Origin of the sequence: Marinomonas sp. TW1 (assembly GCF_001625355.1) — a bacterium.
Classification (GTDB): Bacteria; Pseudomonadota; Gammaproteobacteria; order Pseudomonadales; family Marinomonadaceae; genus Marinomonas.
Genome location: NZ_JSEE01000002.1, coordinates 112,007 through 131,080 on the forward strand (window position 1 = coordinate 112,007; position 19,074 = coordinate 131,080).

Sequence of the window (19,074 nt, forward strand, 5' to 3'; positions counted from 1 at the left end):
AAACTCGAATTTCATCCGGATAGTCAGCAGCAAACGCAGACTTAATACCAATAAAAACAGGTAGCCAAGCTACCCGTTTTTATTCACTGAAAGATACTCGATTAAGCGTCAGTTTTGTCCACAGAGCGACGGCTCCAATAACTGGCCAATAACGAACCAGAAATATTATGCCAAACACTAAAGATGGTACCTGGCAATGCCGCCATCGGCGTAAAGAATTTCACTGCCAGCGCCGCGGCCAAACCTGAGTTTTGTAGGCCAACTTCAAACGCAATGGTACGACACACGCGAGCATCAAAGCCCAAGGCTTTGGTGACCCAGTAACCTAATAACAAACCAATGCTGTTATGAATAATCACGGCTGCTGCGACAATCAATCCTACCTGAACAATTTTCGATGCACTCAATGCCACCACAATCGCAATGATTAATACAATGGCGAACATGGAAATATAAGGAAACACCACTTCTGCTTTGCGCACATATTGAGCGAAGAAAGTGTTAATCAATACCCCAGCGGCTACCGGTAACAGCACAATTTTAAACAAGCTCCACAACATGGACACAACGGGCACATCCACGCTTTGACCTATCATCAAAGAGACCAGTAGAGGCGTTAAGACGACGCCTAATAAAGTCGAGATGGCCGTCATAGAAATAGACAGCGCAGTATCGCCTTTTGCTAAGTAACACATCACATTGGATGATGTACCACCTGCCACGCTGCCCACCAGCAACATGCCAACCGTCAACTCGCTATCGAAACCAAACGCAAACGCCACACCGAAAGCCGCGATTGGCATGACTAAAAACTGCAGCAATACGCCCACGCCTACTGCTTTACCATTTTTTAACACCTGTTTGAAATCACTAGGGCTCAGGGTTAACCCCATTGCCAGCATGATCACCGTAAGAAGAGGAACAATTTGAGTCTTCAAACCAACAAACAGATCAGGTTGGAAAAAAGCCAATACTGAAAGCAAAATAGCCCAAAGAGGGAATAACTGAATTACCATATTTTTAAACTCCATTTTGACAACATCATGTCCACCACATGGCTGCCATTCATTATTATTGATTCCCAATTCACGCCTTCCAGTCCACTATGTGTATAGGAAAAAGGTCTTCCAGAATACGAAAGTCATTGTTCTGAAAAGGAGAAAACAAAACTGGGAGCGGAATTGTAACCAAATGAGGTGTTGAAGAATAGAGAACTGGAAAATAGCGAAGATTAAAAAGACAATAAAAGGGAGACGCCCCACTCATTAGAAGAATGATTGGCCGTATTCGCCGCTAAACCTGATTTCTCGGCGTCGTTTGCTTGCCAGTATTTGTAAAAGGGTTCAATCACAATCCCCCCACCATCTGGGTTCAATAAACGTTGTAACTGCAAATAAAAGTGGTAGCCACGCGCTTTGGTTAAATCGGTTTCTATGTCTCGATACCCTTCAGCAGCGGAGAGCCGTGTTTCATTTCTTGCCAACAGCACGGTATCGTATTCAATGCGCGCCCCTAACGCCCAACCGGCTTCGTTCACCAGTTCTTGAAATTCGATACCAATAGGGTTGTAAAGGTAGGTTTGTTGGCTCTTGTAACCTTCAATAGACGTGCTGGATAGCTTGCCTCGAGAATCCAAAAGAGAACGTCGGTAGCCCAACCCTAAATAGGGCGTAATTCGATAACGGTTATTCACATACAAAGCCCGACCAATCATGCTTCGTAAGTCATAGACTTCATTCTTCACTGACTTAATTTTGCCAGCGCCTTTTTGACTAATGTCATCACTGGCGTAAGACACATCAACGAATAAAACAGAAAAATTATAATAAGAAGAATAGCGGGCCAACACACCCGTCAACACCCCGTATTGGCTGACATCACCATGCTCACTATAGTCCATGTAGGACAGATATGGTCCCATCTCAAGATCGAAGCCTCGATCATTCGCCATAACGATGGAGGAAAAAAGTGTCAATAAAGCGGCCAAAAAGAAAGTCTTCATGATGCCTCTGGTTTGCGTTCCCTGTTCAGTACACTATATACACTCACTAGAAATCATGAAAGTACTCCGCTCTACTCGCTTCCTATGTACCCCATCGCCGCTGATATTTTACGACCCGTAGTACGCAATTGCTCCAACACTTCGCCTTCTAGCTGCTCAGTGGAAATGGTTGCTAGCGGACAAGATACACTGATTGCCGCCACACATTGCGAATGCAGGTTCAATACAGGCACGGCAATACACTGAAGCCCCATAGCATGCTCCTGAAGATCCAACCCATAACCACGATTTTTTGTCAGTAGCAGCTGCGCTTCAAATTTTTCAATATCGGTTTCCGTAAACGGCGTAATTTTATGCGGTTCAAGAGAAGCTAGAATATTTTTAAGGGCACCCAATTCTAAATTGGAGAGCAGTACTTTGCCTGATGCTGTTGAATACACATCCGTTCGTAAACCGATGAAAGAAGCACAATGCAAAGCCCCCGCCTGATGCTGAACATCCACTTTATCAACATACACCACTTCATTCTGATCCAGCACCAGCATATGTACCGTTTGGTTTAAGGCTTTACTCAGCTCTTCAAGGTAAGCGTGACCGCGCTCTCTGACATCCAACCGTTGTAAATACGCTTGACCAACACGCACTAAATTTAAGCCGATTTCATATTTTCGCGTCTCAACATCTTGCTGCAGGTAACCAAACTCCACCAACGTTTTCATATGATGGTGCAAAGACGATTTATTTAGCATCAAGGTTTCTGCAATCTCTTTCATGCTTAACGGTTTTTTTGCGTCGCGAATCGCTTCAAGTACCGCAATGGCTTTACCAATCGTGTTCAATTTTGTTGTCATAACCCCTCCTTTTCGTTTGATATTATGAAACAACATTTCTAATTAGTAAATTTTTTTCTGTAAAACGGATTATTTTATTGACGCTCTGAATTTAAAGTATTAGTTTTAATTTGCGTTCAATATAAAGCAACACCATTTCAAATAAAGAAACGAACTCACAAGTATTAAGGTATTCCCCCTTAAATCATGTGAATAAGGCTAAGAAAAAAAACAAGAAGGAGACACAGCCATGAAGAAAACTCTATGTCTTGCCGCTGCTGCAATACTTGCTTTCAGCTCGTCCAGCTTCGCTGCATTCCCAGAAAAAGATATAACTCTTGTCGTACCTTGGTCCGCAGGGGGTGGAACAGACACCATAGCACGGGCCCTTGTCAAAAATGCCAAACAGCATATTGGTGTTAATGTGAATGTCGTCAACAAAACCGGTGGACAAGGTATTGTTGGTATGGGAGCAACCAAAATGGCTCGTCCTGACGGTTATACCGTAGGATTAATTACCTTTGGACTAAGCACCTACAAGCTTATGGGCTTATCACAACTCACCTACCGAGATTTTGATTTATTGCAACTACTGAACCAAAGCTCAGCGGGCCTCAGTGTCAATGCGGATTCAAAATGGAACAGCCTTGACGAAGTCATGCAACATGCCAAAGCCAATCCAAGAGACGTTTCCTTAGGCCATACAGGCGCAGGGGTTGCATGGCATTTATCTGCCGCAGCACTTGGCGTGATGTATGACACTGAATTTAACTTTATTCCATTTGATGGTGGCGCTCCTACTCGTTCTGCCTTGCTAGGTGGACATGTTGATCTCGCGGCCACAGGCATTGATGAAGTCAAACAGCTGCATGAAGCAGGTGAAGTAAAAGTATTGGCGGTCAATGCGCTACAACGTCACCCGGCATTTCCTGACGTTCCGACCTTGGCTGAAGCAGGCTATAAAATTGATGCGCCTGTTTTAGATTGGCGTGGTCTTGCCTTGCCAAAGAATGTTCCTGCAGATCGCAAGCAGTTCTTAAAAGAAGGGTTTAAAAAGATGTTTGATGACCCGGAATTCCGTAAGTACTGTGAAGATGTCGGCCTCATATTGGTCTACGAAGATTCCGCAGGGTTTGAACAGTTCCTCGCCAACATGGAAGAAGTACTGACGCCAACCTTGGACGCTGTGGGCTTAATTCGATAACCCTAAAACTCGTTTCAAGCCAAAGTTAAACCTGTTCAAAGCACTGCATTCTTGTTTGAACAGGTTTTGGGAGAATCATCATGAAATCCAATCGAATTGACTTACTGACGGGGATTGGTTTGTGCCTAATCAGCCTAGCCGTCTTTATTTATGCCTTTGAATTCTCGGGTCGAGGAGTAAACAGCTATGGTCCTAACTTTTTCCCTCAAGCCATTGCCTGCCTATTATTTTTAGCGTCTGCTGGGCTGATATATCAAGCATTGAAAGGCCATACTACCGCCAGTATAGAGAGCATTAATAAAGCCGGCTTTATCAAAGCCAGCGTGACGTTAGCATTGGCCATCATTTATGTATTTGCAATGAATTTTGTCGGCTTCTTTATTGCCACCATAGCGTTCTTGTATGCCGTTATGTTCTACCTAGGACAGCGTAAGCAAATTGTATTAACCATCACCGCGTTGAGTGTGGCCAGCGTCATTTATGGCATTTTCTCTGTTTTCCTCAAAATCCCCTTACCTGAGGGCATCTTATGAAGACTTTCATCACCCGTTTTTTAAAAGGTAAGTTGAGATGAGCTTTTTTTATTTATTAGAGGCATTTCAAACCATTTTCAGTGACTTATCCAGTCTGCTATTCATCCTTATGGGCGTGACCGCAGGCATCATGGTAGGTTGCTTACCAGGATTAACGGCCACCATGGGGTGTGCCTTGCTTATTCCTTTTACCTTCTCTTTGCCTCCCGTGCAGGGGCTCCTTATGCTAATGGGGATTTTTACAGGGGGAATATATGGCGGCTCCATATCCGCTATTTTGATCCGCACCCCAGGCACTCCCGCTGCGGCGGCCACACTATTGGACGGTCACCCTCTGTCCATGCGCGGCGAAGCTGGTAAAGCCATCGGCATTGGTACCATCGCCTCGTTTGTGGGTGGCACGATAGGCGCACTGATAATGGCGTTTATGGCACCACAAATAGCCAAATTTGGCTTACTGTTTGGCCCACCTGAATTCTTTGCATTGGCCATTTTTGGTCTCTCTATGATCATTTCAATTTCAGGTGAATCCTTATTAAAAGGAGCGATTGCCGCTTTAATTGGTTTACTCATTACCACCATTGGATTTGATCCTCTATCAGGCGTACCACGCTTTACTTTTAACAATGAAAACCTATTAGGTGGCATTACCTTTATTCCAGCACTGATCGGTATGTTTGGTTTTGCTCAGGTTTTCAGAAACATTGAGCGCATGGAATTAGTCCCTCAAGTAAAGTCGAAAGTTGGTCGTCTATTGCCACCTTTTAAGGAAGTCCGTTCATTACTGCCCACCATGGCAAAATCGGGCAGTATGGGAGCCGTTACTGGCAGTGTTCCGGGGCTAGGCTGCGACATTGCCGCGTTCATCGCTTACGGTGAAGCCAAACGTACGTCAAAAACCCCAGAAAAATTTGGCCAAGGCTCACTAGAAGGCATTGCCGCACCCGAAGCCGCTAATAATGGGGCCACTGGTGGCGCAATGATCCCTATGCTGACCCTAGGGGTTCCTGGGGATGCTGTAACAGCGGTATTACTTGGGGCTTTAACCATTCATGGTTTTCAGCCTGGGCCGCTATTATTTAGAGACCATTTGGACGTCGTCTACCCAATATTTGCCGGTATGATTTTGTGTCAGCTGGTTTTATTAATTGTGGGATTGAGCGGTGCACGACTGTTCGCCAAACTCATTAATATTGATACTCGTATACTGACCCCAGTCATTTTCTTGCTGTGCATTGTCGGCTCGTACTCAATGCGTTTCAGCTTTTTCGACGTAGGCTTAGCATTAACCATCGGCGTGATTGCTTATTTTATGGGCAAAGCCAAATTCCCTGTTTCTCCAGTACTATTGGCGCTCATTTTAGGCCCTATGGCCGAACAGAACATGCGTCGTTCATTGATGTATTCACAAGATGATTTGAGCATATTTGTGACCCGTCCAATCAGTGCGGCCTTTCTTATTCTAGCCGTCATCATGGTGTATTCAGGCTATCGAAGGTTTAAGAAAATTAAAGAAATCGAAGCACGAATGCAGACAGAAAGTCAGCACCAAGAGGGATAAAGGCATCATGTTAAACGCACCAATGATGGTCCATGCACCACCCTAATTAAACGCCGCCATTCTATGCCTTGCCAAGAGCCATTGTCGTTTTTGAAACGACGGATTTTGGCCGCCCAGTTTCACTCAATTAAAACACTCATCGCGAACAACGGAGACGATCGAACTCGCTCGGTTTATCGCTTGCTTTCAAGTCAAACCAAATCACTTTGGCTGACTAAATATGTTAATAAAGGATCTTATTATGACACAGAAAACGCTACCAAAAATTGGCTTTATCGGCTTGGGACTTATGGGCTCCGCTATGGTGCAACGTCTTCTTGACCTTGGTTATCCAATGCATGTATTGGGACGGAATAATCGTACTCCCATTGACGCGGCAGTCGAACGAGGCGCACTAGAAGCGAGCAGTCCCAAAACCCTAGCCGAAGCGGTGGACATAATCATGATATGTGTTGATAAATCGGCTTCGGTCGAGAATGTCATGTATGGTGCTGATGGCGTCATTGCTGGTGTCAAAAAAGGCAGTGTGGTGATCGATTTTGGCACCTCGGTTCCAGAATCCACACAAAGAATCGGCGCGGAATTGAATGCGGTTGGAGCGGAATGCATGGACGCCGCAATTGGTCGCACACCAGCACACGCTCGACAAGGTTTATTGAATCTTATGGTCGGTGGCACAGCAGCCAATTTCCAAGCACTTTCCCCCGTGCTAAAGGATTTGGGCGAGAACCTTTTCCACTTAGGTCATTTAGGGGCGGGTCACACAGTCAAACTGATCAATAACTTTTTTGGTATGACATTGGCCACGGCGATGTCGGAAGCGTTCGCTGTGGCGGACGTTGCAGGCGTGTCACGAGAAAAACTCTATGACATTATGTCGAGTGGTCCTCTGCACTCTCCAATGATGGACTTCGTGAAAGCCAACGCGGTAGACGGTGATGCCAATAAGCTGGGGTTTTCAATCGCCAATGCACGTAAAGATCTGGGGTACTACTCAAACATGGTCGATGGCCTCGATGTTCCTAGTTTTATCAGCCCAGCAACCCGCCATGCTCTTACTCTTGCTGTGGCACAAGGCTATGGTGATAAAGATGTCCCTGTCATGGTGGACTTTTTTGAATCCGCTTTTAAACCAGCCTAATGCGGGAACTCTATCATGCATAAGAATCACAAACATTCACATCAAGAGATTGCCCAACAAGCCATCGATTTGGTGCGTCCAGCCATCGATGAATTGTTTAAGCGCAGTATTCGATCAGAATTACACATTGTCATTTTAGACCCTAGATTGAAACCTTGGGAAGGTGACTTTGATGAGGCGATCCTATACCAAGAATCCATCAAAAGCGGTGCGCCATGGGAAAAGCCATTTGATGATTTTGCCCGAAACAAAGCCAAACAAGCATGGCGAGCTCAGAGACACAACTTGCATTTGCAGGTACAGCATCCTTCCTCTCTTAAAGATGACGATCTGCCATTCTATGGTGCTTTCGTCTATGGCGATTTGGTGGTTGCTTGCAGTGGCGTTGAGCAATGGTTCGATATGTTGGTCAGTAGCTGGGTCGCCATGAGTTTTGAGCAATTAATGATTCATCAACAACATCAAGCCTAGACAATTTACCTGGTGACAAATACGTCATCAGGTAATAGGTCATCAACATCTCAAGCATTGGATTGGAGATTGGCCAATGTTTTCTCCATTTTACGATAACTGAGGGATTCCATTAGATGTGCTCTCGTCACAGGGGTGTCATTTAAGTCCGCCAAGGTTAAAGCGACTTTTAACACCCTATGATAGGCTCGTGCAGACAGCTTTAGTGTGTCTAAGGCTTGCTGCATGAAACGTTTATCCTCTTCACTTAGCGCGCAAATGGCTTCTAGTTGACGACCACTTAACAGGGCATTTTGAACACCTTGCCGAGTCCTTTGTCGCGCTACCGCCCGCTCCACCCTCAAGCGAATACTGTCGCTTGATTCGCCCTCTTCCTGCGCATTCACTAACACATCAGACGGCAACGGCGGCACTTCCACATGCAAATCAATGCGGTCCAAAAACGGCGCTGAGAGTTTCTTTAAATACTTTTGACTGGCACTGGATTGATAATAATCTTGCCCCCCACGATACGCTTCATTACTGGCATTCATCGCGGCCACCAGCTGAAATCTAGCAGGAAAAGTCACCTGCCCACGAGCCCGCGAGATATGCACTTCACCATTTTCTAAAGGCTCACGTAACACTTCCAATACTTTACGATCAAACTCAGGCAATTCGTCTAAAAACAACACGCCACAATGAGCCAACGATGCTTCGCCCGGTTTGGGTATTGAGCCACCGCCCACTAAAGCCGCCGCCGAACAGGAATGGTGAGGCGAACGAAAAGGTCGCTCTGACCAATGCCAATCTTGCCCCATTTTACGACCTGCTACAGATTGCACCGACGCCACAGACAAGGCTTCAGCTTCCGTCATTTGTGGCATGATACTCGGAAGTCGGGAGGCCAACATGGTTTTCCCTGTGCCTGCCGGGCCGATAAACAACAGATTGTGGCCACCAGCGGCCGCCACTTCTAACGCTCGTCTTGCTTGGTATTGCCCTTTCACATCGCGCATATCTTTAAACGCTTGGCGCATAGCAATATCCGTTTCAGGACGCCCCTGACAAAAAGGCAATGCTGCTTGCTTGAGTAAATGTGCTGTCACTTGCGTTAAATGTTTGGCGAACACAGAATGCCCTTCCACTAGTGCGGCTTCAGCTTGGTTATCCGCCGGAAGAATCAGTTGTCGATTCGATTGGTGACAAGCAATCGCCGAAGGTAATAAACCGGAGACACCACGAATATCACCAGATAACGCTAACTCACCAATGAATTCTGTATCACCTAGATTCAACTCTCCGAGCTGTCCAGAGGCCACTAGCACACTAATAGCAATCGCCAGATCATAGCGCCCGCCTTCTTTGGGCAAATCGGCAGGCGCGAGGTTAATCGTGACTCGGCGAGTAGGAAACTCAAAATGACTGTTGATAATGGCACTGCGTACTCTATCTTTGGCTTCTCGAACAGCCGCTTCAGGTAATCCCACAATATTAAGAGAAGGCAGACCATTGGAAATGTGAGTTTCGACAGTAACAAGAGGGGACGCCACACCAACACGGGCACGACTGTAAATAGTAGCTAAACTCATGATCACTCCTTGATCGTTTGATAGTATTCTCGCTAGGTCATCTAACTTAGCGTTTGTCGCGTATTGCTTATGACTTACGTCTTTCTTTTGGAACAATAAGTTAACAACGGCGGATTAACAGGATAAACCATGTCAAAGCATCAAATTAACCCGAATAAATTATTACTCTCTAAATGGACATCCCATTCACCACAACAAAAGGAAAAACACTTTATTGTGACTGAACTCATCCGTGATGAGGACGACAAGGTAATCGAATGTGTATTGGAGGCCGTTATCAATCACCAACAATATAGATTACCTTGGCAATCCCTCAGCACAAAGGAACTGTGGCAACAAGGCTGGAAATAAGCTTATTGATCGCTTTCCAATTCCGCCAAACGCGCTTCCAAAGCGGTTAGCTTTTCTCGGTATTTAGCCAACATCGCTGCCTGTACTTCAAACTCTTCGCGAGTCACCAAGTCCATTTTACTTAATGTGGCTTGTGCCACTTGATGCAACTGAGCTTGAATTTCTTCTTTCGGCAGCTTACCTAAGGTTTCCGCTGCCTGCTCCAAACCAGTGCCTAACTGTTTAATAAATTGATCAATCATTTTACTCTCATTGCTCCCTGATAGGGCTTATTTAAATAGTACGAATCATTTGTCTAGTATAGTGGTCGAGTAAAGGTACAAACAAGCTCAGTAACACACTCATTCACGCCTTTTTTTTGTGCAGTAAAAACGGCAGGTTGACCATTTAGTTATCATTATATGGCCTTTTTCGTCATTTTCAGTTCTGCTACAGCCTTGTCTATTTTTGTATTAGGAGCAAGCAGATAGAGCGAAAGGATAGAATAATGCTATGTGATAGATGACATTTTGCACCAACTTAAAGCAAGCCTCATTTGACACACCCCAATATGCTGCACCAAATCAATTATTCCCTGCCCTTTTTAATTTCAATAAGCCGACAAAATCCTTACAAAGCCCTTGTCACTTGGGCTGTTCAAGAGATGGCACGCATATTGAATAAAGACATCTACCTGCGATACGACAATAAAACTGACTTTTAAAGGAGACAGTGGGTATGAAGCTTATAACTGCCATCATCAAGCCATTTAAACTCGATGATGTTCGAGAGGCACTTTCTGAAATCGGTGTTCAAGGCATCACGGTAACAGAAGTGAAAGGGTTCGGACGTCAAAAAGGCCACACAGAACTATACCGCGGTGCGGAATACGTGGTGGACTTTTTACCTAAGGTAAAAATCGAGCTAGCCATTGCAGACGACATGACAGACCAAGTGGTTGAAGCCATTAGTGGTGCTGCAAATACTGGCAAAATCGGCGACGGTAAAATCTTTATCGTTAACCTTGAGCAAGCGGTTCGTATTCGTACCGGCGAAACTGGCGTAGAAGCCGTTTAATACGGTTCGAATATTTTAGCCTTTAGGGGGGCGAAACATGCAAGATCAAATTTTTCACTTACAATATGCCATGGACACCTTCTACTTCTTGGTGTGTGGTGCACTGGTTATGTGGATGGCAGCTGGATTTGCCATGTTGGAAGCAGGTTTAGTACGCGCTAAAAACACCACGGAAATCCTAACAAAGAACGTCGCGCTATTTGCGATCTCTTGTATTATGTACCTAGTTTGCGGTTACTCAATCATGTACGGTGGTACTTGGTTCCTAACTGGCATTCAAGATGTAGACGTTACTTCTACTCTAACTGACTTTGCTGGCCGTGATGGCGGTTTTGAAGGCGGTTCTATTTACTCTGGCGCTTCTGACTTCTTCTTCCAAGTGGTATTCGTAGCAACCGCTATGTCTATCGTTTCTGGTGCCGTTGCTGAGCGTATGAAACTGTGGTCTTTCCTAATCTTCGCCGTCGTTATGACAGCGTTCATCTACCCAATGGAAGGTTCTTGGACTTGGGGTGGCAACGATGTATTCGGTATGTTCAACCTAGGCGACTTAGGTTTCTCTGACTTTGCAGGTTCTGGTATCGTTCACATGGCTGGTGCGGCAGCCGCTCTTGCTGGTGTGCTTGTACTAGGCGCTCGTAAAGGCAAATACGGTCCAAACGGTGAAGTACGTGCCATTCCTGGTGCTAACCTACCATTGGCGACACTAGGTACATTCATCCTTTGGATGGGTTGGTTCGGTTTCAACGGCGGTTCTGTATTGAAACTAGGTGATATTGCTAACGCAAACTCTGTTGCCATGGTTTTCCTAAACACCAACGCAGCAGCTGCTGGTGGTGCGATCGGTGCCCTTCTTCTAGCTCGCATCCTATTTGGTAAAGCTGACCTAACAATGCTACTTAACGGTGCGCTAGCAGGTCTGGTTGCAATCACAGCAGAACCTTCTACACCTTCTGCTCTGGGTGCGACGTTAATCGGTGTTGTTGGTGGTCTGATCGTTGTGATGTCTATCCTAACACTTGATAAGCTAAAAATTGATGATCCAGTTGGTGCCATCTCTGTCCACGGTGTCGTGGGTGTTTGGGGTCTACTAGCTGTGCCACTAACCAACGACGGTGCCAGCTTCAGCGGTCAAATCGCCGGTGCATTAACGATCTTCGTTTGGGTATTCGTAACAAGCTTGGTCGTTTGGTTAATCATCAAAGCTATCATGGGCGTTCGTGTTAGCGAAGAAGAAGAATACGAAGGTGTTGATCTATCTGAATGCGGTATGGAAGCTTACCCAGAATTCAAGAAATAACAGACCTTTCGAACCTCTCTTACTAATTGAGTAAGATTTAAACCCTCGCTTCGGCGGGGGTTTTCTGTTTTAGAGAAATGAAAACCAAGGGATTGAAAAGAAATTTTAACGCCTTATCACTTAATACACGTTATTATCAAATTTTGTCGAGAACAAAGCTCAAAGGGGCTTAGCTATCATGCGTGAAGATTTACATTTAAAAATTCGCAACATCACTAACCAAGATTACACTCAAGTCAAAACCCTGATGGATAAGGTGTACCATGACATTGGCGGGGCTTGGCCCGAGCACACAATTCACAAACTCATTAAAGACTTTCCAGAAGGTCAGATCTGTCTGGAAGATCACGGCGAAATCGTCGGTATTGCTCTGTCAGTGCAAGTAAATTATCAGCGTTTTAGTAACCCGCACACTTACGATGATCTAGTGGACCAAAAAGAAAACATTCTCAATGACCGCCTTGGTGATGCCATGTACGGCCTCGATGTTTTAATCGCACCGGAATATCGAGGTTATCGTCTTGGTCGTCGTTTATACGAAGCACGAAAAGAACTGTGCCGTCAGCACAACTTACGTGCCATTCTAGCGGGCGGTCGCATTCCAAATTACCACGAACATGCTCATGAAATGACACCAGCCGAATACCTAGAAGCCGTGCGCGAGCGTAAGATTTATGACCCTATTCTCACCTTCCAGCTCTCAAACGATTTCCAAGTCACTCGCTTATTAAAACGCTATATGCCAGAGGATGAAAAGTCTCAAGGTTACGCCACTCTTCTGGAGTGGAAAAACATCTTCTTTTCACCCGAAACTACGGTCATTAAATCCAGAAAGACACAGGTTCGAATCGGTGCCATTCAATGGCAAATGCGCGAAGTGGAAAGTGTCGATGAACTGCTCACACAAGTGGAATATTTTGTCGACGCGGTATCCGATTACAAAAGTGACTTTGTCCTGTTTCCGGAGTTTTTCAACGCGCCTTTAATTGGCCTGAGTCCAGATCAGAGTAACCAAACGGAAGCGATCCGCTTTCTTGCCAGTTACACTGAGCGTTTTAAAAATGAAATGTCGCAACTGGCGGTGAGTTATAACATTAACGTGATTACAGGCTCCATGCCCTTGATGGAAGACGACACGCTCTACAACGTCAGTTATCTCTGCCGTCGTGATGGCACCGTCGAAGAGCAAAAGAAAATCCACATCACACCACATGAACGTCGTGACTGGATTATTGAAGGGGGTCACGACCTAAAGGTATTTGATACCGACGCAGGCCGAGTGGGCATTTTGATTTGTTACGATGTGGAGTTCCCAGAATTAGGTCGCTTATTGGCGTCTCAGGACATGGACATTCTGTTCGTCCCTTTCTGGACGGATACCAAAAATGGTTACCTTCGTGTTCGTCGCTGTGCGCAGGCTCGCGCCATTGAAAACGAATGTTATGTGGTCATTTGCGGTAGCTGTGGCAACTTGCCTCAGGTGGAAAACCTGGACATCCAATACGCCCAAAGCTCGGTATTTTCACCGTCTGACTTCTCCTACCCACACGATGCTGTGATGGCAGAAACCACCCCAAATACAGAGATGATCATGTTTTCGGATTTGGACTTAGATAAGCTCAAACTGACACGCAGCGAAGGCTCTGTAAACAACCTGAAAGACCGTCGAACCGACCTGTATTCACTGAATTGGAAGCATACTAAGTAAGGTTTCAGCTGTGATAACATGGATGTTATTTCCAATAAGCTGGGTCAATAAACCCAGCTGACTTATGACAAAGAGACTCTAATGGCTAAAGCAAAAACCGCCTTTGTATGTAATGAATGCGGCGCAGATTACGCGAAATGGCAAGGACAATGTCAAGCGTGTGGTGCGTGGAACTCACTCTCTGAAATCCGTTTAACCTCTGGCAAAACCTCTGCTCGAGTGGCCGCTAGCCAAGACGCTCGAACATTGGGTTATGCTGGAGCCACGACGGGCATTCAAAATTTATCCGATGTGGACCTCGGTGATGTGCCTCGCTTTAGTTCTGGTGCCAGTGAATTTGATCGCGTGTTAGGTGGCGGGTTAGTCCCAGGCGGTGTGGTATTAATTGGTGGCCACCCAGGGGCAGGGAAAAGTACCTTATTGCTGCAAACCATGTGTTGGTTAGCACAACAACAAACGGCGCTGTATGTTACTGGTGAAGAATCCTTACAACAGGTTGCCATGCGCGCCAATCGTCTTGGTTTGCCGACACAAAATCTAAAGATGCTATCGGAAACCAATGTTGAAGCCATTATGACTGTGGCACAGCAGGTTAACCCTAAAGTGATTGTCATTGACTCCATCCAAGTCATGCACCTTGATGGTATTGAGTCTGCGCCAGGCAGCGTGTCACAAGTTCGCGAAAGTGCTGCGGTGTTAACGCGTTTTGCCAAACAAACCCAAACCGCTGTCCTGCTAGTTGGGCACGTCACCAAAGACGGTACTCTGGCGGGTCCCAAAGTCTTAGAGCACATGGTCGATTGCTCTGTACTGCTTGAAGGCTCAGAGGATTCACGTTTTCGTACGTTACGCGGCATGAAAAACCGTTTTGGCGCAATTAATGAGTTAGGCGTGTTTGCCATGATGGAAAACGGCTTAAAGGAAGTCAAAAACCCCAGCTCCATCTTTTTAAACCGCAGCAATCAACCCGCCGCAGGCAGTTTAGTGATGGTGGTGTGGGAAGGCACGCGTCCGTTGCTAGTAGAACTGCAAGCCTTAGTCGATGATTCTGCCCTTGGTAATCCGCGTCGCGTTACCGTCGGCTTTGATCATAATCGCTTGGCCATGTTGTTGGCCGTCTTACACAAACATGGTGGCCTACTTACCTCCGACCAAGATGTGTACCTAAATGTCGTGGGCGGTGTAAAAGTGTTAGAAACCAGTGCGGATTTAGCCGCCATTGCCGCCGTTGTTTCCAGTTTCCGAGATCAAATACTGCCTCACGATTTGGTTGTATTAGGGGAAGTGGGTCTCTCGGGGGAAATTCGTCCAGTGCCATCTGGCCAAGAACGTATCAGTGAAGCCGCTAAACATGGCTTTACTAAAGCCGTGGTGCCAAAAGCAAATTGTCCTAAGAAACCCATAGAAGGGATGGAAGTCATTGGTGTGGAGCGCCTATCTCAGGCTTTAGAAGCAATCTTTGGCTAGTCAGTAGCGAATCGATAATACACTCGTTGCCTGAATGGAACACTTCGTTCTGTTTGGGCAAGCCATCCAGCCGCCAAAACACAATCAGTTCAGCCCAGACAACAAATCTTCGATTGGCTCATCCTCCATACCATAAGGAAGAGCTCTGTCAGATTGCGCATCCAATCTTTCTTGACGGGCTTTTAACAAACGTAGCCGGCGCTGCTTGCAAAGTTCTAAGATATGAAATCTCGCCTCATTGGACAGAGAGAACCAGTGGAATCGCTCATCTCGACTGCGCAAACAGCCTTTACAAAAACCTTTAGCACTGTTTTCGCAAACACTCTTGCAAGGGCTTTCAATGGCAAATAGCTCGATTTGTTCCATGTCACCCCCCGGCTTTAATATTATGATTTATTGCGTTGCGAGCTGAAGGTCATACACTTCTTCTGGGGACAGAAAATACACCCTATCAGCCGGTGCAGCGGTCAGAGAAAACCAATAAAATCGATCAGGCACACCCATTTCCAAGTAGAAGTTTACATAAGTCGCGTGGATCGGATCCGCCACATTGGCACTAGAAGCATTAACACGAGTACCGTCAGACCATGCATGAATTCCAACACCGGCACCAGCGCCTATGGTTCGTTCAACACCACCGAGAAATAAATCCACACCACCTGACAACACATAACCGGTAGGCGCAATGTGAGTGTTTAATCCTAAACGCCGAATTAAACGCGCACTGTCCATTGTGGCTTGTTGATCGGTTGAACCAGGCACATCAACCAGCACTAAATCCGTTACATTTGGATGCTCGGCTAAAAAGGCGGTTAAGTCCGACACCAAGTTGCTGTCTAAGACGCCTGACAAATAGGCGGTATTATCTTCCACTTCGAGAGATAACGAGTCCGCTTCCAGTAGACTTTGATCGTCTATCGTAGCGCAGGCGGATAACAAGAAAAAAACCACAAGAGATAGCCACTTCAGCACATTCGGTAAAAGCGTTTCGATTTTCATAGGGTACTCAATGAACTCAACATCTAAGCTAGCTACCATCATACTAGTTCAAAAAAACAGCACTTCCTAGTAAGTTGCTGCCATATTACTGAAAATCGAGCCTTTTTCCAAAAAAAAGACCGCTTACTTAAGTAAGCGGTCAAACAAATACATTTCTATTAAATCGGTTAGAAATGCCCTGGGACTAAGAGGGGAACGAAAAACTCTTACCTTCACGCACACCTGCAGAAGGCCAACGCTGAGTGATGGTTTTACGCTTCGTATAAAAACGTACCGCATCTGGCCCATAAGCGTGCAGATCACCAAACAAAGAACGCTTCCAACCACCAAAGCTGTGATACGCCACAGGCACGGGTAAAGGTACGTTGATCCCCACCATGCCCACTTCAATGTGATCAGAGAAATAACGCGCGGCCTCACCATCACGGGTAAAAATACAAGTACCATTGCCGTATTCATGGTCGTTGATTAACGTCATGGCTTCTTCCATGCTCTCGGCGCGAACGACCTGCAATACTGGCCCAAAGATTTCTTGTTGATAAGAATCCATCTCTTTGGTTACGCCATCGATTAATGTCGCGCCAACAAAGAAACCATTTTCGTAGCCAGTGACTTGTGGCTGACGACCATCTACCACCACGGTTGCACCCTGTTGCTCAGCACTGTTGATAAAACCGACCACTTTGTCTTTGTGTTCCTGAGTAATCACCGGACCAAAATCGTTACTTTTATCCGAACATTCACCCACTTTTAAAGGGGCCATGGCGTCTTTCATTTTCGCTACTAACTGATCACCGGCGGCTTGACCAACCGCCACCGCTACCGACAGCGCCATGCAGCGCTCACCAGATGAACCAAATGCCGCGCCCAAAAGTTGACTAACAACATTGTCCATATCCGCATCGGGCATCACAATCGCATGGTTCTTCGCGCCGCCTAATGCCTGACAACGTTTACCATTGGCACTGGCTTTACTGTAAATGTATTCCGCAATCGGTGTGGAACCCACAAAGCTCACCGCTTTCACTCGTTTGTCTTCCAATAAGGTATCCACCGCCACTTTATCGCCGTTCACGACATTAAACACGCCCGCAGGCAAACCTGCTTCATGCAACAATTCAGCGATAAACAAAGCCGTACTTGGGTCTCGCTCAGAAGGCTTTAAGACAAATGTGTTACCGCATACGATGGCCATCGGGAACATCCACAAAGGCACCATAGCAGGGAAGTTAAAAGGCGTTATACCAGCGACGACGCCCAAAGGTTGGAACTCGCTCCAAGAATCAATGTTCGGACCAACGTTCTTACTGAACTCTCCTTTCAATAATTCAGGAGCACCACAAGCGTATTCCACATTTTCAATACCACGCTGTAATTCACCTGCCGCATCGTGACAAATTTTGCCATGCTCTGCGCCAATCAACTCACAGATTTTATCCGCATGTTTTTCCAGCAAAGTTTTGTAATTGAACATAACACGCGCACGCTTCAAAGCCGGAGTATTGCGCCACTCAGGATACGCGGCTTGTGCGACGGCGATGGCTTCTTCTACAGTTTCTCGAGGTGCAATCGCCACTTGCTTTGCCACTTCGCCAGTAGCCGGATTAAATACATCTTGCTTTCGCTCCGCCGCTGATGAGGCTTTTCCGCCAATAAGGTGTCCGATCAATTGCATAACAGCTCCATAACCCTTGGTAAAATTCAATTGCGCATTTGATGTTTCAAAAAGCGCTCTATTGACGATACTATGCCAAGAGTAATAGATTATAAAAAGTCGATTTTATTAACCCTTAGTTAAGCTTTAGGTTAACTATAAATTTTCCGAAGCGATCAATAAAAAGAGCCGCCATAGATGAAAACCTTCCAAAGCCAAATCAGTGATGCCGATCTTAGGATTCTACGAATCTACAAAACCGTGGTGGAATGTGGTGGCTTTTCTGCCGCAGAAGTGACGCTGAATATCAGTCGTGCAGCCATCAGCATTGCCATTTCAGATTTGGAAACACGCTTAGGTTTTCGACTTTGTCAGCGTGGACGATCTGGCTTTTCATTAACCAACGAAGGCAGTCAGGTCTACGAGTACACGTTACAGCTACTGTCTTCAATTGAAGATTTCCGTACCCATATCAATGCGCTTCACCAGCATCTAAAAGGCGAGTTAAACATTGGCATCACTGACAACCTCGTCACCTTACCTCATACTCGTATTACACATTCTTTGGCAGGATTAAAAGATAAAGGGCCACAAGTTACGGTGAATATCCGCATGATTCCACCAACCGATGTGGAAAGAGGCGTATTAGATGGCGGTTTGCATATTGGCATCGTGCCGGATTTAAAAATCCTCAGTGGCTTGGAATATCACCACTTGTACGAAGAAGAATCTAAACTCTATTGCAGTAATACCCACCCTTTATTCGAAATGGATGATCGAAAAATCAGTAAAGCAAAATTGAAAAACTATGATGCGGTATTGCCAGCTTATGCTCAGACGCCTGAAATAAAAGCCCAACACCAACCTCTGCAAGCCAGTGCCACCGCTACCGACCGTGAAGGCATCGCCTTCCTGATATTGACAGGGCGATATATTGGCTTTTTACCGGATCACGTTGCCGCCCACTGGGAAAGAGACGGTCGAATGCGCGCCATCCTTCCCGATGAATGTCGCTACCTCACACAGTTCTCAGCCATTACTCGCAAAGGCGCTAGAACCAATCTGGTATTAGAAACCTTCTTAGAAGAGTTAGAAAAAACGGCTTAAGCCTTTAAAATCATATCCTTAATAAATGCAAAATTATTAGTCATATTCCAAATATAGTATATCTTTAATATATATTTAAAAATTCATATCGCCCCACAAGAGATATAAAATAGATTCAT

General features: G+C 45.7%; 19 protein-coding genes. 11 read left to right on the forward strand and 8 right to left on the reverse strand.

Annotation, left to right across the window (positions count from 1 at the left end; all coding sequences use genetic code 11):
• Nucleotides 1-101: 101 nt before the first annotated feature.
• The 3 genes from OA79_RS02135 to OA79_RS02145 form a co-directional block, all read right to left on the reverse strand.
• Complete coding sequence (locus OA79_RS02135; RefSeq protein WP_063331752.1) at nucleotides 102-1,016, reverse strand: bile acid:sodium symporter family protein; 915 nt, start codon at nucleotides 1,014-1,016, stop codon at nucleotides 102-104.
• Nucleotides 1,017-1,231: 215 nt separating this feature from the next.
• Nucleotides 1,232-2,002 (reverse strand): hypothetical protein, encoded by a 771-nt coding sequence (locus tag OA79_RS02140; RefSeq protein WP_063331566.1) that lies wholly within the window; start codon nucleotides 2,000-2,002, stop codon nucleotides 1,232-1,234.
• Between the two features lie 71 nt (nucleotides 2,003-2,073).
• Nucleotides 2,074-2,853, reverse strand: coding sequence for an IclR family transcriptional regulator (locus OA79_RS02145; RefSeq protein ID WP_063331567.1), 780 nt, complete (start codon nucleotides 2,851-2,853; stop codon nucleotides 2,074-2,076).
• A 229-nt stretch (nucleotides 2,854-3,082) separates the two neighbouring features.
• On the opposite strand from OA79_RS02145, the gene OA79_RS02150 reads away from it, so the two are divergent.
• The 5 genes from OA79_RS02150 (at nucleotide 3,083) to OA79_RS02170 (ending at nucleotide 7,742) form a co-directional block, all read left to right on the forward strand.
• Nucleotides 3,083-4,036 (forward strand): tripartite tricarboxylate transporter substrate binding protein, encoded by a 954-nt coding sequence (locus tag OA79_RS02150; RefSeq protein ID WP_063331568.1) that lies wholly within the window; start codon nucleotides 3,083-3,085, stop codon nucleotides 4,034-4,036.
• A gap of 80 nt (nucleotides 4,037-4,116) precedes the next feature.
• Nucleotides 4,117-4,569 carry a tripartite tricarboxylate transporter TctB family protein gene (locus tag OA79_RS02155; RefSeq protein WP_063331569.1) on the forward strand — a complete coding sequence of 151 codons (453 nt, stop codon included), beginning with the start codon at nucleotides 4,117-4,119 and terminating at the stop codon, nucleotides 4,567-4,569.
• A gap of 37 nt (nucleotides 4,570-4,606) precedes the next feature.
• Nucleotides 4,607-6,130 (forward strand): tripartite tricarboxylate transporter permease, encoded by a 1,524-nt coding sequence (locus OA79_RS02160; RefSeq protein WP_063331570.1) that lies wholly within the window; start codon nucleotides 4,607-4,609, stop codon nucleotides 6,128-6,130.
• Nucleotides 6,131-6,371: 241 nt separating this feature from the next.
• The gene (locus OA79_RS02165; RefSeq protein WP_063331571.1) at nucleotides 6,372-7,271 is read left to right on the forward strand and encodes an NAD(P)-dependent oxidoreductase; all 900 of its coding nucleotides are present in this window, start codon (nucleotides 6,372-6,374) and stop codon (nucleotides 7,269-7,271) included.
• Nucleotides 7,272-7,286: 15 nt separating this feature from the next.
• On the forward strand, nucleotides 7,287-7,742 hold the full coding sequence (locus tag OA79_RS02170) for a hypothetical protein (RefSeq protein WP_063331572.1): 456 nt from the start codon (nucleotides 7,287-7,289) through the stop codon (nucleotides 7,740-7,742).
• Between the two features lie 50 nt (nucleotides 7,743-7,792).
• On the opposite strand, the gene OA79_RS02175 is transcribed toward OA79_RS02170, so the two are convergent.
• Nucleotides 7,793-9,313 (reverse strand): YifB family Mg chelatase-like AAA ATPase, encoded by a 1,521-nt coding sequence (locus tag OA79_RS02175; RefSeq protein WP_063331573.1) that lies wholly within the window; start codon nucleotides 9,311-9,313, stop codon nucleotides 7,793-7,795.
• 129 nt (nucleotides 9,314-9,442) lie between these two features.
• On the opposite strand from OA79_RS02175, the gene OA79_RS02180 reads away from it, so the two are divergent.
• Nucleotides 9,443-9,664 (forward strand): TIGR02450 family Trp-rich protein, encoded by a 222-nt coding sequence (locus OA79_RS02180; RefSeq protein WP_063331574.1) that lies wholly within the window; start codon nucleotides 9,443-9,445, stop codon nucleotides 9,662-9,664.
• A gap of 2 nt (nucleotides 9,665-9,666) precedes the next feature.
• On the opposite strand, the gene OA79_RS02185 is transcribed toward OA79_RS02180, so the two are convergent.
• Nucleotides 9,667-9,906, reverse strand: a complete 240-nt coding sequence (locus OA79_RS02185; RefSeq protein WP_063331575.1) for an accessory factor UbiK family protein — start codon at nucleotides 9,904-9,906, stop codon at nucleotides 9,667-9,669.
• A gap of 475 nt (nucleotides 9,907-10,381) precedes the next feature.
• Here OA79_RS02185 and glnK point away from each other — a divergent pair, with 475 nt between their 5' ends.
• From glnK to radA, 4 genes are all read left to right on the forward strand, one after another.
• Nucleotides 10,382-10,720 (forward strand): P-II family nitrogen regulator, encoded by a 339-nt coding sequence (glnK, locus tag OA79_RS02190; RefSeq protein ID WP_013795072.1) that lies wholly within the window; start codon nucleotides 10,382-10,384, stop codon nucleotides 10,718-10,720.
• 37 nt (nucleotides 10,721-10,757) lie between these two features.
• Nucleotides 10,758-12,020: an ammonium transporter gene (locus OA79_RS02195; RefSeq protein ID WP_063331576.1), complete on the forward strand. Its 1,263-nt coding sequence runs from the start codon at nucleotides 10,758-10,760 to the stop codon at nucleotides 12,018-12,020.
• Between the two features lie 178 nt (nucleotides 12,021-12,198).
• The gene (locus tag OA79_RS02200) at nucleotides 12,199-13,728 is read left to right on the forward strand and encodes a carbon-nitrogen hydrolase family protein (RefSeq protein WP_063331577.1); all 1,530 of its coding nucleotides are present in this window, start codon (nucleotides 12,199-12,201) and stop codon (nucleotides 13,726-13,728) included.
• A gap of 81 nt (nucleotides 13,729-13,809) precedes the next feature.
• The gene (radA, locus tag OA79_RS02205) at nucleotides 13,810-15,195 is read left to right on the forward strand and encodes a DNA repair protein RadA (protein WP_041651123.1); all 1,386 of its coding nucleotides are present in this window, start codon (nucleotides 13,810-13,812) and stop codon (nucleotides 15,193-15,195) included.
• An 84-nt stretch (nucleotides 15,196-15,279) separates the two neighbouring features.
• Here radA and OA79_RS02210 read toward each other — a convergent pair whose 3' ends face one another.
• The 3 genes from OA79_RS02210 to OA79_RS02220 form a co-directional block, all read right to left on the reverse strand.
• Complete coding sequence (locus OA79_RS02210; RefSeq protein ID WP_063331578.1) at nucleotides 15,280-15,561, reverse strand: DUF1289 domain-containing protein; 282 nt, start codon at nucleotides 15,559-15,561, stop codon at nucleotides 15,280-15,282.
• Between the two features lie 27 nt (nucleotides 15,562-15,588).
• A complete protein-coding gene (locus OA79_RS02215; protein ID WP_082825340.1) occupies nucleotides 15,589-16,236 on the reverse strand; it encodes an alpha/beta hydrolase in 648 nt (215 codons plus the stop codon).
• Nucleotides 16,237-16,378: 142 nt separating this feature from the next.
• Nucleotides 16,379-17,869: a CoA-acylating methylmalonate-semialdehyde dehydrogenase gene (locus OA79_RS02220; protein ID WP_063331579.1), complete on the reverse strand. Its 1,491-nt coding sequence runs from the start codon at nucleotides 17,867-17,869 to the stop codon at nucleotides 16,379-16,381.
• A gap of 177 nt (nucleotides 17,870-18,046) precedes the next feature.
• Here OA79_RS02220 and OA79_RS02225 point away from each other — a divergent pair, with 177 nt between their 5' ends.
• Complete coding sequence (locus OA79_RS02225; RefSeq protein WP_063331580.1) at nucleotides 18,047-18,955, forward strand: LysR family transcriptional regulator; 909 nt, start codon at nucleotides 18,047-18,049, stop codon at nucleotides 18,953-18,955.
• The last annotated feature ends 119 nt before the right edge of the window (nucleotides 18,956-19,074 follow it).

Bases quoted from the DNA above. Each gene is read 5' to 3' on its own strand.
- OA79_RS02135 (WP_063331752.1), bottom strand. From the start codon at position 1,016: ATGGTAATTCAGTTATTCCCTCTTTGGGCTATTTTGCTTTCAGTATTG.
- OA79_RS02140 (WP_063331566.1), bottom strand. From the start codon at position 2,002: ATGAAGACTTTCTTTTTGGCCGCTTTATTGACACTTTTTTCCTCCATC.
- OA79_RS02145 (WP_063331567.1), bottom strand. From the start codon at position 2,853: ATGACAACAAAATTGAACACGATTGGTAAAGCCATTGCGGTACTTGAA.
- OA79_RS02150 (WP_063331568.1), top strand. From the start codon at position 3,083: ATGAAGAAAACTCTATGTCTTGCCGCTGCTGCAATACTTGCTTTCAGC.
- OA79_RS02155 (WP_063331569.1), top strand. From the start codon at position 4,117: ATGAAATCCAATCGAATTGACTTACTGACGGGGATTGGTTTGTGCCTA.
- OA79_RS02160 (WP_063331570.1), top strand. From the start codon at position 4,607: ATGAGCTTTTTTTATTTATTAGAGGCATTTCAAACCATTTTCAGTGAC.
- OA79_RS02165 (WP_063331571.1), top strand. From the start codon at position 6,372: ATGACACAGAAAACGCTACCAAAAATTGGCTTTATCGGCTTGGGACTT.
- OA79_RS02170 (WP_063331572.1), top strand. From the start codon at position 7,287: ATGCATAAGAATCACAAACATTCACATCAAGAGATTGCCCAACAAGCC.
- OA79_RS02175 (WP_063331573.1), bottom strand. From the start codon at position 9,313: ATGAGTTTAGCTACTATTTACAGTCGTGCCCGTGTTGGTGTGGCGTCC.
- OA79_RS02180 (WP_063331574.1), top strand. From the start codon at position 9,443: ATGTCAAAGCATCAAATTAACCCGAATAAATTATTACTCTCTAAATGG.
- OA79_RS02185 (WP_063331575.1), bottom strand. From the start codon at position 9,906: ATGATTGATCAATTTATTAAACAGTTAGGCACTGGTTTGGAGCAGGCA.
- glnK (WP_013795072.1), top strand. From the start codon at position 10,382: ATGAAGCTTATAACTGCCATCATCAAGCCATTTAAACTCGATGATGTT.
- OA79_RS02195 (WP_063331576.1), top strand. From the start codon at position 10,758: ATGCAAGATCAAATTTTTCACTTACAATATGCCATGGACACCTTCTAC.
- OA79_RS02200 (WP_063331577.1), top strand. From the start codon at position 12,199: ATGCGTGAAGATTTACATTTAAAAATTCGCAACATCACTAACCAAGAT.
- radA (WP_041651123.1), top strand. From the start codon at position 13,810: ATGGCTAAAGCAAAAACCGCCTTTGTATGTAATGAATGCGGCGCAGAT.
- OA79_RS02210 (WP_063331578.1), bottom strand. From the start codon at position 15,561: ATGGAACAAATCGAGCTATTTGCCATTGAAAGCCCTTGCAAGAGTGTT.
- OA79_RS02215 (WP_082825340.1), bottom strand. From the start codon at position 16,236: ATGATGGTAGCTAGCTTAGATGTTGAGTTCATTGAGTACCCTATGAAA.
- OA79_RS02220 (WP_063331579.1), bottom strand. From the start codon at position 17,869: ATGCAATTGATCGGACACCTTATTGGCGGAAAAGCCTCATCAGCGGCG.
- OA79_RS02225 (WP_063331580.1), top strand. From the start codon at position 18,047: ATGAAAACCTTCCAAAGCCAAATCAGTGATGCCGATCTTAGGATTCTA.